This is a genomic window from Paenibacillus sp. FSL P2-0173, assembly GCF_038008045.1.
Lineage (GTDB): Bacteria > Bacillota > Bacilli > Paenibacillales > Paenibacillaceae > Paenibacillus > Paenibacillus polymyxa_B.
The window spans coordinates 1-13337 of the sequence record NZ_JBBOYK010000004.1 but is presented as its reverse complement, the minus strand read 5'-3'; the positions used below and the strand labels follow the sequence as shown (position 1 = coordinate 13337).

Genomic DNA, 13337 nt, shown 5'->3' with positions numbered 1-13337 from the left:
TAAACAAAACTAGGAGGAATTGAAATGACTGAGCGACGTATGATTGGACCAACAAAATTTGAAGAGTACTCGGTGAAGTACAAAGATTTTCTATTAATGACCCGTCGTGACGGAATAATTGAAGTGCGGTTGCACACCGACGGAGGGCCGTATCAACATTCTTGGGAAGCCCATACTGCATGGTCCCATGCATGGTCAGATATTGGCCGTGACCCTGAAAACGAGGTAATGATCATTTCTGGAACAGGGGATAAATGGGTAATAGGGAACCCTGATGTCTGGAATACAAAATTTATGGACTGGCCGAAGCAAAAGAAGCTCGAACAGTATCATGAATCGCTGAGACTGCTTGAAAATTTGATATTCTGCATTGACATCCCCACAATAGGGGCGATCAATGGGCCGGGAACGCATTGTGAACTCGCAACTCTCTGTGATATTACTATTTGTACAGAAGACGCGGACTTTTTTGATCCTCATTTTCTGGGAGGCACACCTCCCGGAGATGGAATGTTACTCACGCTGCAGAACATGATAGGTTTCAAGAAAGCAGCATATTACGCTTACACTGGCAAGAATATCAATGGTCAAACCGCATTGGACCTAGGCATAGTTAGTGAAGTCCTCCCCCGCGAAAAGCTCCTTCCACGTGCTTGGGAACTTGCGGAGATGATCATGCAGGCACCACGTTCAACGAGACATCTCTCACATTCAATTATATCCCGTCCATGGAAACAAGCCTTGGTCAGTGATCAAGGGTTCCAGCTTGCTCACCAAATGTTCGATATGGCTATTGATGAAGAAGGTGCTCTTGAGAGACTGATGAAGATGCAAGGACGTCTAATGGGCAACGAAGTTCAATAGGGATATGGCGGGACCTACAAGATTCGAAAAATATTCGGAGAAGTACAAGGACTTGTTCTTCATGACTCGCCGTGACGGCATACTCGAAGTGCGTATGCACACTCGCGGGGGACCTCTTCAATTTGACTGGGCGACCCAAACTGCATATGGCAATGTATGGTCAGATGTTGGCCGTGACCCTGAAAATGAGGTGATGATCCTTACAGGGACAGGAGATTTGTGGCAAATAGGCAATCCTGAAGTCTGGACAACAAAATTCATGGATTGGCCGAATAACCGGAAACTGGAATTATATCATGAATCGTTGAGAATGATTGAAAATATGATCTATTGCATCGACATCCCCACAATTGGGGTGATCAATGGTACAGGCTCACACTGGCAAATGGGAACGCTTTGTGATATTACCATTTGTGCTGAAGGCACAGAGTTTTTCGATGCTCATTACCTAGGCGGTGTACCGCCTGGAGATGGAATCGTCTTAGCACTTCAAAATATACTGGGAATCAAGAAAGCGGCATTTTGCGCATACACGGGTATGAATATTAATGCACAAGCGGCATTAGACCTCGGTCTGGTTAGTGAGGTACTGCCTCGTGAAAAGCTTCTTCCACGTGCGTGGGAACTGGCAGAGATGATCATGCAGGCACCTCGCTTTGTAAGACATCTTACTCATTCGATTGTGTCGCACACATGGAAAAAAGCCCTTGCCAACGATCAAGGTCTCCAGCTTACTCACCAATTGTATGACATGGCCATTGATGAAGAGGGTGTTCTTGAGAGGCTGATGAAAATCAAGGAACGTTTTCAGAGGAACGAGCGATAGTTTAAACGATGCCGAACGTTTATATTGGTCAAGCAGTAGGAAGATCTTATGCCAAAGAAAACTGAAAACTGAGAAAGGATGTAAGGGTGCTATGAAATCTTTGACAGAACTCTATAAGGTTGGCAGTGGACCATTCAGCCCCCATACAATGGGGCCGGAGAAAGCCGCCAGAATCTTCAAATCAGAAAATGAGGATGCCGAACGATTCAAGGCATTGATTTATGGTTCCCTTGCAAAAACAGGCAAAGGCCATATGACGGACAAGGCCATTATTAAAGCACTGTCACCATTTCCAACGGAGATTGAATTTGTTCCACACGCAGATTTTATTCTGCCCCATCCCAATACCATTGATTTTTTTGCTTACAAAGACGGGCGGCAAACAACATCCATGCGTGCTGTAAGTATCGGCGGCGGGGACATCGTTATTGAGGGACGGGAGGAGATGCTGGCGCCCGATGTCTATAGGGAGAATAGTTTTGTATAAATTAGTAAAATTTGTAAAGATAACAATATCCGCCTAAGCGATTACGTCGAGCAGTGTGAAGGCAAACAGATATGGGATTTTTTCTATGGGATTTGGGAAGCGATGAAGCATTCGGTCAACGAGGGGCTTTCAGTCACAGGTATTCTGGAAGGCGGTCTCCATGAGAACGCAAGGCGCAATTTCTTTATAATCAGCGGCATATTGATGAGAGCCCGGAGACGCGGGAAAACAGGATTGTCAGCGCATATGCTTTCGCGGTCAGCGAACAAAATGCCGCCGCCGGTGCAATCGTAACGGCCCCGACCTGTGGGGCCAGTGGTGTCATGCCGGCCGCGCTCCTTTATATGCAGCAAAAGAAGCATGTCTCGGACGAACAGATCCCCCGGGCTCTGGCAGTAGGCGGGCTCATTGGCAATCTGGTCAAGCAGAACGCCTCCATCAGCGGTGCTAAATGCGGCTGCCAGGGGGAGGTTGGCACTGCTTGCTCTATGGCATCGGCTGCACTGGCAGATCTGTCTGATATGGGTATCGACCAGATTGAGTATGCAGCGGAGGTTGCGTTGGAGCACCATTTGAGGTTGACCTGTGATCCTATTAACGGACTTGTTCAGATCCCTTGCATCGAGCGGAACGCCGTGTGGCTGAAAAGCCTGTGCAAACATTGGGCCGCAAGCGAGATCACACGCGGGATGATAAAATCCTTGAGGCGACAATCGACATCCTCGCCGATACGAGTTTCGATGGTATGACAATGGACATGGTCGCGGCTCGAGCAAAGGCTGGGAAGGCGACGGTTTACCGCCGCTGGTCTTCCAAGGCGGAGTTAGTCCGAAACGCCTTGGCCTGGATGAATCGAAATCATCTTGAGCTCGAAAGCTTGCCTGATACAGGAACCTTGCGCGAAGATCTCCTCGTGCTTTTGAAGCCGCAATCGATCGCGGAAGAAGAACGAAAATTTCGAGTCTTAGCGGGTCTAGGCTCCTTTTTGCAGCATCCGGAATTTGCCGAAGCAGGAACAGCCGGGATTTTCGAGCCATGGGTTGTTGTGAACCGCGAGCTTATGAACCGAGCCGTCGTCCGCGGTGAAATTCCCGCTCACGCGGACATTGAGATGGCTTGCCAGGTCATTACTTCAATGGCTTCCTTTCGCGGACTCATCCAGCGCAAACCGTTCGACAAGCCTTTCTTCACAGCGCTAATCGATGGCATTCTACTGCCTGCACTCAAAAACCCGCAAACAGCTCCAAATATCATGGACAGATGATGACGAGGCGCTTACCAGAAGAATCTACAAGGTGGATCAATCACAGAAATGATTCAACTAACGGGAAACAATATTTGAATTTAGAACAGGGTTTGAAAAGTGAAATATAAGGGATTAGGAGGCACGGGTTTGCTCGTTTCGAAGTTTGCGCTGGGAACGATGATCTTCAGAGGTAAGAACTTTCCGATGAGTGTGGCGATGGGGGCGCTGAATAAGCAAGATCGTGCAGGTAGGGGGCATTTTCCTTTTTTAAATGACAATTGCCCTTATTCCCCGTCCACGTACCTAAAAAAGGCAGGATCGGGGAGTGTCCTTATCCTGCCTTCTTGGGTGTTATATGTTTTCTACTGTACTAACTTATCCAATTCTGGCTGCAATTTGGTCCGCAAAACATACAACATGATGGCACCAACAAGGAATGCGACCGCATCCGCAATGACAAGCGACCAGACCACCCCGTGGAAGCCGTTCATTTGATTGGCGATAAACAACACAGGAATCAGAGTAATCCCTTGAATAATTGACATAATAAACGCGGCAGTTCCTTGCGCTGATGCTTGGAAGATCCCGGTAAACAATGTGGTCATTCCTGTAATGAACAAGGATAGGAACGTCACATGTAGAATGTAGCTGCCCATTCCAATTAATTGCGAGTCATTTGTAAATAAACCAATTAAGTGGTCGGAAATCAAATAGACGATAATGCCGAATACGACTGCTAACGCCACAATCACTTTGATCGTAAATCCAATGGTATTCTTCATGCGTAATTTATTCGCTGTGAAAGAGAAGGCAATCAACGGCACGACTCCCTCGCATAAGCCCATCAGAATAAACTCAGGAAATTGCAATAAACGTGATGAAATTCCGTAAGCCGCTACGGCCTGATCCCCGTATTCGACAAGAAAATGGTTAAAGATGAGCGACATTGCACCCAAAAAGATACTCATAATAAAGACGGGAACTCCGATTTTGAATACATTGCTCAGAATGTCCTTGGTAGCCTTGAACCATTTTACGGAGACGGTTAAGAATTGGCTCTTATATCCCATATGGAAGGCGTAGAATGCACTCGCAACCAAGTTAGAAATGACCGTAGCAGACGCAACGCCGATCACATCCCAATGGAGCACGAAGATGACTAACGCGTCGAGAATAATATTTATAACAACACTGAGAATCATACCGATCATCGACGTGATTGCTGCACCCTCCGAACGCACGATATTCTCCAGTGTGAAGAATAATACGACGAATGGTGAGCCAATAAGCATAATCGTGACATAGTCCTTCGTGAATCCGAAGGAGCCAGACGTTGCTCCCAGGCCATGAACGATTGGATTGATCAACGGGAGACCGACCGCCATTACGATAAGACCGAGAACTAAACTGCTGTAAAAGGCGAATGAAGACACATGCTTCACATCGTCATATTTTTTCTCTCCCAGCAAACGGGAGATGAATGTGCCACTACCCATGCCTATCAAGTTGCCTAGCGCCATAATGATCGCGAATAACGGCAAGGTTAGTGCGAGTGCGGTTAACATAGCAGTATTGCCCAGTGTACCAAGGAAATAGGCATTTAAGATGGAATAAATGACACTCATTGACGTGCCTAGCATCATTGGTATAGCGAAGTGAGCTACGGCTTTTGCGACCGGTGCTTTTTCAAAGTAATGGAGGTTTTCTGCATCCATGCGGATCACTACTTTCTTTATTTATTTTGCCTTTCAGTCTAACACTGTTAGGTTGTACCTTACAGTGTTAGATGGTATCATGAACCAATGAACCTGTAAAGCATAAACTTACACTGTTAGATAAAAGGGCGGATGACATGAAAAAGCAGCAACCTCAGATTTCGGAGGATAAGATTTTGGAAACCTCGTGGGAGCTTCTTGGAGAGGAGGGCATCGAGAAATTAAGCATGAGACGATTGGCCGACAGGTTAGGGATTCAGGCTCCCTCTCTGTACTGGTACTTCAAGAGCAAACAGCATCTCTACCAGCGTCTGGCCAACCAGGTATCGAAAATGATTCTGGAAGAGTTCCACTCCGAGGGGGAATGGAAGGAGCAGCTGACGGGGCTTGCGGTAACGGTACGGAGCGTGCTCAGCCGATATCCCTGCTCCACGCAGCTCATGATGATGACGCTGCCCCACGAACCGGACATCATCCGGTTCACCAACCGTATGCTGCTCTGCGTGGAATCGACGCCGCTTGAGCAAGAGCAGAAAATGCAAGTGGTTACTACGCTTGTGAACTATGTCTTCTATTTCGTTCTAGACGATTATCAGCATGAGCGCAATGTCTCCGCTATCTTTAAGGACCAGAAAGCGCATCCGGGTGAGGAGATGATTCGCCTTCTGGACTCCATGAGCGAGACGGATGTGGGACTGTTTCGGAGGATGTTCACGAACGGGCTGTTCAATCTGATGGGAACCGACGGGGCGTTTGAGTTCGGCTTGAAGCTGATTCTGTTGGGGATTGAGCAGGTGATAAAGGAGCAGGAAAGTAGTATGTAAAAACCGCCCATCCGGTTATTGGATGGGCGGTTTCAATTAGGTTATGTTTACCCTAAATTGTTAGTGAATTTATAATCTTCTGCCTGTCTTTTTTCCTTTGTAAACGTGATTTACTTGTATTAATCATCAAGACAGGAAATATGTATCTTCAACTCAATTACTAAGCATAAAACCAAACGAGTACGTTATTTATACAAGGAACCATAGAATGGCCGGATATGTATAATATCGCCGAGCACTTCAAGCGTGTACCTGCGATTAGGTTTGCCGAAATCAAAGGAGCTGATCATATGCTTGTCCTTACTCATGCGGAAGAACTAGCAACTAGCATCCGACAGTTTTGTCACAGGTGAGAACCATCCGTGAATAGATTGGGTATCTCTTGAATCAAAGTATTATAATGAGGTGATAAGAAGTTTTGAACCTTAAGAGCAACCCGGAAGAAACATCTTGGTGCTTGGAAGCGGCGGATGAGTGAAAAGCGTTTGTTTACAGATAACATCAACACGATGTCTCTTAAGCATGTCTATACCAAGACCTTACATTCGGAGCAGTTGAATTGACGTACCGCCCATCAAAAGAAGATTAACGCTTTTCACCAAAAATCAGGAAGTGTTTATTGAATTAAAGGGACACGTTAGTTCAATAAAACAGCGGCAGGCTCAGACTGATAAAAATAAAGTCCGAGCCTGCCGCTGTTTTATATTGGAGCCAGTCATATAATTATAATCCGGAGCCTGACGGTAAACTATACCCAGCTACCTTGTATCCCACAGACGGTTCTTGCGAGCTGTTACTCTGAAAATAAAGCATCCGTTGCAACCGGATGAAGGATAGGCAGTGGCTGAAGGGAGATGGTCCGGTCGAGATGAACAAACGCATCATAACGATCCGTCATGCTGGAAGGCACATAATTGCCGAAGCTTTATTGGCTTACTAACACAATCGGGTCGTCAACGCGGATATATTATGAAAATTCACATTCTCTGCCGCCATTAGGCTATATAAAAGTACCAACTGGGGTTGCATTATTCCGTGTTTCCTTTTAAAAGATATCCGTCGACAATGAAACCCGAACCAGGGAAATTATCTTTAGGAAAGGTCACGATCGCGCATGTTTGATCTTCATCATAATTTTGCGTTACTCTCGCCCAGAAGGTTGACGATCCTGTACGTAAGAGAATGGAGGCCTCCTTCTGTTTTCACATATAAGCAGATAACATACGAATGGTTGGCATTGTACTTATAACGTCTGGCCGGCCACCGTGAGATTCAACCATTTCTACTTCAATGATTTCTCCGGTTTGTACAAGAGATTTGATGACGTTTCCGCAAGTCGCCACGCTTAAACCGGTAATGTTAGAGACCGATGAAGTTGTTCCATGCTGCATTGACTTTAACTTGTTTTTACCAATTATACATTAAATTGTTAACTCGAATCGAGTTGTGTGGTAGATTTGGCAACTTGATCCTTATTTTTATATAAGTTATTATAAGTCATATAATATTAGATAATAAAAAGAATGTTAGGTATAAAGTCAGACGAAAGGGAGTGCTTGAGTGACTTTAAAAGAGCAATTGAGAAGCGGAGAAATGTACAACGATTATTCGGAGGCGTGTAGTGCTGCAAGACACAAAGCGTCTAAATTAACCAAGCTGTACAATAACAGCGATGATAAGCAGGAAAGAAAAGAAATCTTAGACAAGCTGCTAGAGAAATGCGGAGAAGACGTCCATTTTGCGAATGATTTTCGCTGTGAATTTGGGTTCAACATTACGATTGGCAATCACTTTTTCGCAAATTATGATTGCGTGATTTTGGATTGCGCGGAAGTTATGATTGGTAATGATGTTTTGTTCGGGCCTCGAGTTGGAATCTATTGCGCGAATCATGCAACAGATGCCGTTGAACGCAGAAATGGTGGTTGTTATGCGAAACCAGTAACCATAGGAGACGATGTATGGATCGGCGCCGGTGTTCATATTAATCCTGGAGTCTCAATCGGTAGCAATTCGATCATTGGTTCCGGGAGTGTCGTAACTAAAAACATCCCGGCTAATGTTATAGCTGCCGGTAATCCCTGCCGAGTGATTCGAGCTATTACCGAAGCCGATAAAACTGGATTTATGGATGCATGACAAAACCGATAGGTGGGATCATAAAAGAAGACTGCTGAAGTAAGCTTCAGGCAGTCTTCTTTGTGTTTTCTTTTCGAGGCGGCCCAAGGATATTTAAAAATAAGGAGAGGAATGCGAGTTTTTTCTACTTAAAATGATGCCCGCTAAAATTTCGCATAACGTCGTTATGCCTTCACGAAGCAATTCCTGACTGACGAACGAAAAACTTAATCGGATATGATGATTCTCATGTTCAACAGAGAAGCAGGAGGATCCCGGCAAAAAGGAAATTCCCTTTTTATTGGCTTCTGCTAGAACAAGATGCGATTGTACCCATTCCGGAAGGCTAAGCCACAGATTAAGTCCTCCTTGTGGCACCATCCAAGACACTTCTTTCGGGCAGCGCTCTGACAGAATTTCAAGCGCTAAATCGCGTCTTATTTTCAGTGTCGTTCTTAAGTTTTGCATATGACTTTCTACAATCGAAGGCTCGAGAAAAGGAAGCAGTATTTTTTGAGTCACCAATGGAGTACCTAAATCCGCGTTAGCTTTTGCAGCTAACACTCGCTTGAAAATAGAACCTGAAGCCGATAAAACGCCGATCCTACAGCCGGGTGCCAATATTTTACTCAATCCTTTTAAATAAATAACATGTCCATATTCATCCATGCTTTTAATTGGAGCAGGGGGGTGCTGATCATAATAGATTTCGCCCCAAGGATCGTCTTCGATAATAAGTGTTTGTGTATTTTGCGCCATTTCCAGAAGTTTCCTTCTTCGCTTATGGCTCATTAAGACACCGGTCGGATTATGAAAATTCGGAATCGTATAAATAAGTTTAGGATGATGTTTATCAAATAATTGCTGCAAAATATCCAAACGCATTCCTTCTTGGTCGAGAGGAACGGTTAGAATCGTAACGCCTCGATTTCGGAAAATATCGATAGCTCCGGGATATGTCGGAGCTTCAAGAATCACAACGTCCCCAGGACCTACGAATGTTCGAGCAATTAAGTCAATTCCTTGCTGCGAACCGTTCGTGACCAACAAATTTTCAATTTGCGTGTAAACGCCTAGACCGCTTAAATATTGCTGCATAGCGAGCCTAAGTTGTTGATCGCCCTGAGTATGACCGTATCGCGATAAAAAGGTTCCATCTTCTTGAATCAAGTGTTCAAACGCCGTTTTCAAATGTCGGTTAGGAAGCAATTCGGGATCGACCATGGAAGAAGCCAAGTGAATTTTTTGCGGCACATGATGAAATTGAGCGAGTTGGGAGCGCGGTAAATAATCCGGAACCGACAATTGCCAGTCCTGAGTTAATGGTTCTTCGATGCAGGCAGTCTCAATATCATTGTTTTTTTTACGGACAAATGTCCCGCTGCCTTGTACGGAATAAAGAAAATTTTGCTGCTCTAATTCGCGATATGCTTTGACTACTGTTAATAAACTGACATTAAGCTGCTTGGAGAGTACTCGAACAGAAGGCAATTTTTCACCTTCCTGCAGGAAACCGGATAAAATTTGATCAATCACGGCCAGCACAATTTGCCGAGTAATTGAAATCCCATTGTTTCGCTGAATATAGATGTGCATACGAAACCACCTCAAGTGTTATATCATCTAGTTGATTGTTATACATATAAGTCCTTTATAATGTCTACATTGTTTCATCATAACATAACACTTTAAGTGTTATTAGCGAAAAAAGGAGGAGAAGGATGAGATACTATGTAGTAGATGCTTTTGCGGAAAAGGTATTCGAAGGGAACCCTGCGGGCGTATGTATTTTGGAAGAATGGCTTCCGGAAGCAACGATGCAAAGCATCGCAACCGAAAATAATCTTTCTGAAACAGCATTCGCTGTTAAAGAAGGTGAAGATTATCGGTTAAGATGGTTCACACCGGCAGCAGAGATTGAGCTATGTGGACATGGGACTTTGGCTACTGCTTTTATTCTCGCTCAGTTTTATGAGCCAAACAGCAACAGGTTTGTTTTTCATACGTTAAGCGGGATCCTGACTGTTTTGAAAAAACAAAATCTGTTTGAATTGGATTTCCCGAATCGGCTTCCGGAATCTTTTGCTTTGACTCAGGATATGGTCGATGCGCTCGGAGTCACTCCTATAGAAACCTATTTAGGTCGTGATCTGATGTTTCTATTAGAAAACGAGGATCAAGTTCGTCAGTTAACCCCGGATTTTTCGAAGCTTAAACAGCTGCCAGATGGGCTAGGGGTCAATGTGACATCTCAAGGCAGTCAGTTCGACTTTGTCTCGCGAAGCTTTTTCCCAAAACTTAATGTCAACGAAGATCCGGTATGCGGTTCGGCTCATTGTAATTTGATTCCATTCTGGGCAGGACGATTAGGGAAGAACGAATTGGTGGCTCGGCAGGCGTCCCCTAGAGGAGGCACTTTGTATTGTCGTCTGGAAGGCGACAGAGTCGTGATGGGCGGTACAGCAGTTCTCTATGCTACATCTGAACTGCATCTCGATCACCTATAAAAAAGCCTGAACGGACTAAAATAGCAGTTCAGACCTTTTTTATTCGTATGTATTGAGTAAAGGAGTATCCTGAAATGAAATTGCATTATGGATGGATTGTACTATTTGCCACGTTCTTTGCGCTGTTTGCTGTCCAAGGCGTGCGATTGGCTTTTGGCGCATTTATTATTCCTTGGGAGAACGAATTTTCCCTGGACCGAAGTATGACTTCTTTGATTTCGACCGTCAGTTTTATCGTGTATGGCCTTTCTCAACCTGTTGTGGGACGACTAATCGATCGATATGGCGCGAGAATGATTGTGATAGGGAGCACGGCTTTAGTCGGAGTAAGCGTCATATTGACTGCTATGACTCAGCAATCATGGCAGTTATTTTTATTGTATGGTTTCTTTGTTTCCTTAGGCGTAGGGGGGAGCTTCCAATGTAGCAGCTGCAGCAATCGTGACGAAATGGTTTACAGCTAAGCGCGGTTTTGCTTTGGGGATCGTGGAAGCGGGTTTCGGAGTCGGGCAAATGATCATGGTTCCGGGCTCTCTTTTGCTCATTCAAGTTATGGGCTGGCGAGGGACGGTTGTCGTACTGGGATTGTTTTTATTGCTTTTAGTCGTGCCGGTGGTTGTTTTTTTATTACGAAATCAACCTGCTGATAAAAATCTTTCGCCGTATGGCGGCGTCAATGAACAAGGCGATACCGTAGCTGAAAACAAAAATTCTTCCCCATGGAGTGTTTTTGCCGATTATAAGTTTTGGTTCATTATTATGCCATTCGTCATCTGCGGTTTTACAACTACGGGATTAATGGATACCCACTTGATTCCTTTCGCACATGACCATGGGTTCTCAACTCAAGTCACCGGGAGTGCGGTCAGTATCTTAGCCGCTTTTAACATTGCCGGCATCATACTGTCAGGATATTTGGCCGATCGCTGGAGCAGTCGTCGAATGCTGATTTTCCTTTATAGTGTTCGCAGTCTGTCTTTAATTCTTTTACTGGTCAGTCACGAACCGGTATTGCTTCTTATATTTGCGGCAGTATTTGGATTAGTCGATTTTGCAACAGTAGCGCCTACTCAACTGCTGGTTACCAAGCATTTCAACAAACATCGGGTAGGATTCATTATTGGATGGTTATTTTTGGGGCATCAGGTAGGTTCAGCTTTAGGGTCATATATTCCAGGGTTACTATATTCTCATCATAACAGCTATTCCAGCGCATTTTACGCGGCTATTTTTCTTCTGGTTTTGGCCGTTATAATGACTTATCTATTACCCAAGAAAGAACTTGCTTCCTAACTTCAATACTTCATTTTCAGGAGAATATTCATGAAGCAAACCGTGGATTTTATAAACATGAAGCAGCGCGAAGAAAAAATCGTTGTGCTGACTGCCTATGATTATCCTTCTGCTAAGCACGCAGAACAGGGTAGCGTAGATATCATTTTGGTTGGCGATTCTCTCGGGATGGTGGTACTGGGTTACGATTCCACCGTCCCGGTTACGCTTGAAGATATGATTCATCATACTAAAGCAGTTAAACGAGGGGCAAAGAACACATTTATTATGGCGGACATGCCCTTTCTAAGTTATCACCTTACGGTGAAGGACACCTTAATCCATGCCGGCCAATTGGTCCAAGAAGCCGGTGCCCATGCTGTAAAACAGGAAGGAGCCGGTGAGGTTATCGAACATATTGCTGCATTGACGAGAGCCGGAATTCCTGTCTGTGCCCATTTGGGCCTGACGCCGCAGTCTGTCGGTGTCTTAGGTGGCTATAAAGTGCAGGGGAAAGATGCCCGATCTGCTCAACGTCTTCTGGAAGATGCGAGAAAGTGCGAAGCTGCCGGTGCCTTTGCTTTATTGTTGGAATGCGTGCCGAAGCAGCTGGCTGAAAAGGTTGCCAAGTCCTTGACTATACCTGTAATCGGGATCGGAGCTGGCTTGAATGTGGATGCTCAAGTTCTCGTTTACCATGATATTTTAGGCTACGGTGTTGAACGTGTGGCCAAGTTTGTGAAGTCTTATCAAAAACTAGATGCTTCTATATCAGAATCCATTCAGGCCTATGCAGCAGATGTGCGAACCAAACAATTTCCTGAAGAAATCCATTCGTTCAACATGAAGGAAGAGGAATTAAAAAGAGTTTATGGAGGCAAGGAATAAAACAAGCAGTGATTTGTGAAGGGTAACCGGTTTTGAAATTGAAAAATGAGAAGTTAAGGAACAGCAGTGCCAAACAGGCACTGCTGTTGTTAGTTTCACCTGTTCTAAAAAGTATACTTTTAGGAACGGTTCTAAATTAGTTTATTTCACGTTCCAAAATGTTTGTAAATTATTATTGGAACGTTTCAATATTAATCCCCCCTTTTGGAACTGAAAGGGGGAGGCATCATATAGTAGAAATGAAGAATAGCAAATTCGAAAGTATGAGCAGTAAAGTAATAGAACTGATTTTGATAACTTGGTTATTAATTGGTGTAATTTTCATGTAGTAATCAGCAAATCTAAATGATATATTATTTATCCGGCCGTAAGATAGGCTGTGATGTAATATTTAGATGGACTTCAAAAATTCAAAGGATCACCTGTGAGGTATTATTTACCAGTAGTATGAATCGCCAAAGTATGATATATTAATATTCCGGGTGTTGATATGTCCGGAAATGATTGATCTTTGAAAACTGAACAACGAGTGAGTACGGATTTTGTTCGCAAAATCAAACAAGAGATATTTTTATCTCGTCAGTTTCAAC

At 44.3% G+C, this 13337-nt stretch carries 11 protein-coding genes and 1 pseudogene; 10 read left to right on the top strand and 2 right to left on the bottom strand.

Annotated features, from left to right (window positions below; all coding sequences use genetic code 11):
- Window positions 1–24 precede the first annotated feature (24 nt).
- The 5 genes from MKX30_RS19985 (at window position 25) to MKX30_RS19965 (ending at window position 3441) form a co-directional block, all read left to right on the top strand.
- Window positions 25–864 carry an enoyl-CoA hydratase/isomerase family protein gene (locus tag MKX30_RS19985; protein ID WP_023987222.1) on the top strand — a complete coding sequence of 280 codons (840 nt, stop codon included), beginning with the start codon at window positions 25–27 and terminating at the stop codon, window positions 862–864.
- A 61-nt stretch (window positions 865–925) separates the two neighbouring features.
- Complete coding sequence (locus MKX30_RS19980) at window positions 926–1690, top strand: enoyl-CoA hydratase/isomerase family protein (RefSeq protein ID WP_226887840.1); 765 nt, start codon at window positions 926–928, stop codon at window positions 1688–1690.
- Window positions 1691–1781: 91 nt separating this feature from the next.
- The gene (locus MKX30_RS19975; protein ID WP_023987224.1) at window positions 1782–2177 is read left to right on the top strand and encodes a serine dehydratase beta chain; all 396 of its coding nucleotides are present in this window, start codon (window positions 1782–1784) and stop codon (window positions 2175–2177) included.
- Window positions 2178–2377: 200 nt separating this feature from the next.
- Window positions 2378–2926 carry an L-serine ammonia-lyase, iron-sulfur-dependent, subunit beta gene (locus MKX30_RS19970; protein WP_226887844.1) on the top strand — a complete coding sequence of 183 codons (549 nt, stop codon included), beginning with the start codon at window positions 2378–2380 and terminating at the stop codon, window positions 2924–2926.
- Complete coding sequence (locus tag MKX30_RS19965) at window positions 2923–3441, top strand: TetR/AcrR family transcriptional regulator (protein WP_196773809.1); 519 nt, start codon at window positions 2923–2925, stop codon at window positions 3439–3441. The genes MKX30_RS19970 and MKX30_RS19965 overlap by 4 nt, the downstream gene beginning before the upstream one ends.
- 344 nt (window positions 3442–3785) lie before the next feature.
- Here MKX30_RS19965 and MKX30_RS19960 read toward each other — a convergent pair whose 3' ends face one another.
- Entirely contained in the window at window positions 3786–5138 is a 1353-nt protein-coding gene (locus MKX30_RS19960) for an MATE family efflux transporter (protein WP_341063327.1), read from the bottom strand.
- Between the two features lie 137 nt (window positions 5139–5275).
- Between MKX30_RS19960 and MKX30_RS19955 the strand changes: the two genes are divergently transcribed.
- Window positions 5276–5962, top strand: coding sequence for a TetR/AcrR family transcriptional regulator (locus MKX30_RS19955; RefSeq protein WP_023987230.1), 687 nt, complete (start codon window positions 5276–5278; stop codon window positions 5960–5962).
- A 1560-nt stretch (window positions 5963–7522) separates the two neighbouring features.
- Window positions 7523–8101: a sugar O-acetyltransferase gene (locus MKX30_RS19950; protein ID WP_023987231.1), complete on the top strand. Its 579-nt coding sequence runs from the start codon at window positions 7523–7525 to the stop codon at window positions 8099–8101.
- A 93-nt stretch (window positions 8102–8194) separates the two neighbouring features.
- Here the strand turns inward: MKX30_RS19950 and pdxR are convergent, their stop codons facing one another.
- Window positions 8195–9676 carry a MocR-like pyridoxine biosynthesis transcription factor PdxR gene (pdxR, locus tag MKX30_RS19945; RefSeq protein ID WP_023987232.1) on the bottom strand — a complete coding sequence of 494 codons (1482 nt, stop codon included), beginning with the start codon at window positions 9674–9676 and terminating at the stop codon, window positions 8195–8197.
- A 125-nt stretch (window positions 9677–9801) separates the two neighbouring features.
- Between pdxR and MKX30_RS19940 the strand changes: the two genes are divergently transcribed.
- The 3 genes and pseudogenes from MKX30_RS19940 to panB all read left to right on the top strand — a co-directional run bounded on the left by MKX30_RS19940 (window position 9802) and on the right by panB (window position 12747).
- On the top strand, window positions 9802–10587 hold the full coding sequence (locus MKX30_RS19940) for a PhzF family phenazine biosynthesis protein (RefSeq protein ID WP_023987233.1): 786 nt from the start codon (window positions 9802–9804) through the stop codon (window positions 10585–10587).
- Between the two features lie 74 nt (window positions 10588–10661).
- Window positions 10662–11880, top strand: a pseudogene (locus MKX30_RS19935) (MFS transporter).
- 30 nt (window positions 11881–11910) lie between these two features.
- A complete protein-coding gene (panB, locus tag MKX30_RS19930; protein ID WP_341063325.1) occupies window positions 11911–12747 on the top strand; it encodes a 3-methyl-2-oxobutanoate hydroxymethyltransferase in 837 nt (278 codons plus the stop codon).
- Window positions 12748–13337: the final 590 nt, after the last annotated feature.

Excerpts from the sequence above, each read along its gene's own strand:
- panB (WP_341063325.1), top strand. The coding sequence starts at position 11,911 with ATGAAGCAAACCGTGGATTTTATAAACATGAAGCAGCGCGAAGAAAAA.
- MKX30_RS19940 (WP_023987233.1), top strand. The coding sequence starts at position 9,802 with ATGAGATACTATGTAGTAGATGCTTTTGCGGAAAAGGTATTCGAAGGG.
- MKX30_RS19955 (WP_023987230.1), top strand. The coding sequence starts at position 5,276 with ATGAAAAAGCAGCAACCTCAGATTTCGGAGGATAAGATTTTGGAAACC.
- MKX30_RS19975 (WP_023987224.1), top strand. The coding sequence starts at position 1,782 with ATGAAATCTTTGACAGAACTCTATAAGGTTGGCAGTGGACCATTCAGC.
- MKX30_RS19980 (WP_226887840.1), top strand. The coding sequence starts at position 926 with ATGACTCGCCGTGACGGCATACTCGAAGTGCGTATGCACACTCGCGGG.
- MKX30_RS19960 (WP_341063327.1), bottom strand. The coding sequence starts at position 5,138 with ATGGATGCAGAAAACCTCCATTACTTTGAAAAAGCACCGGTCGCAAAA.
- pdxR (WP_023987232.1), bottom strand. The coding sequence starts at position 9,676 with ATGCACATCTATATTCAGCGAAACAATGGGATTTCAATTACTCGGCAA.
- MKX30_RS19965 (WP_196773809.1), top strand. The coding sequence starts at position 2,923 with ATGACAATGGACATGGTCGCGGCTCGAGCAAAGGCTGGGAAGGCGACG.
- MKX30_RS19985 (WP_023987222.1), top strand. The coding sequence starts at position 25 with ATGACTGAGCGACGTATGATTGGACCAACAAAATTTGAAGAGTACTCG.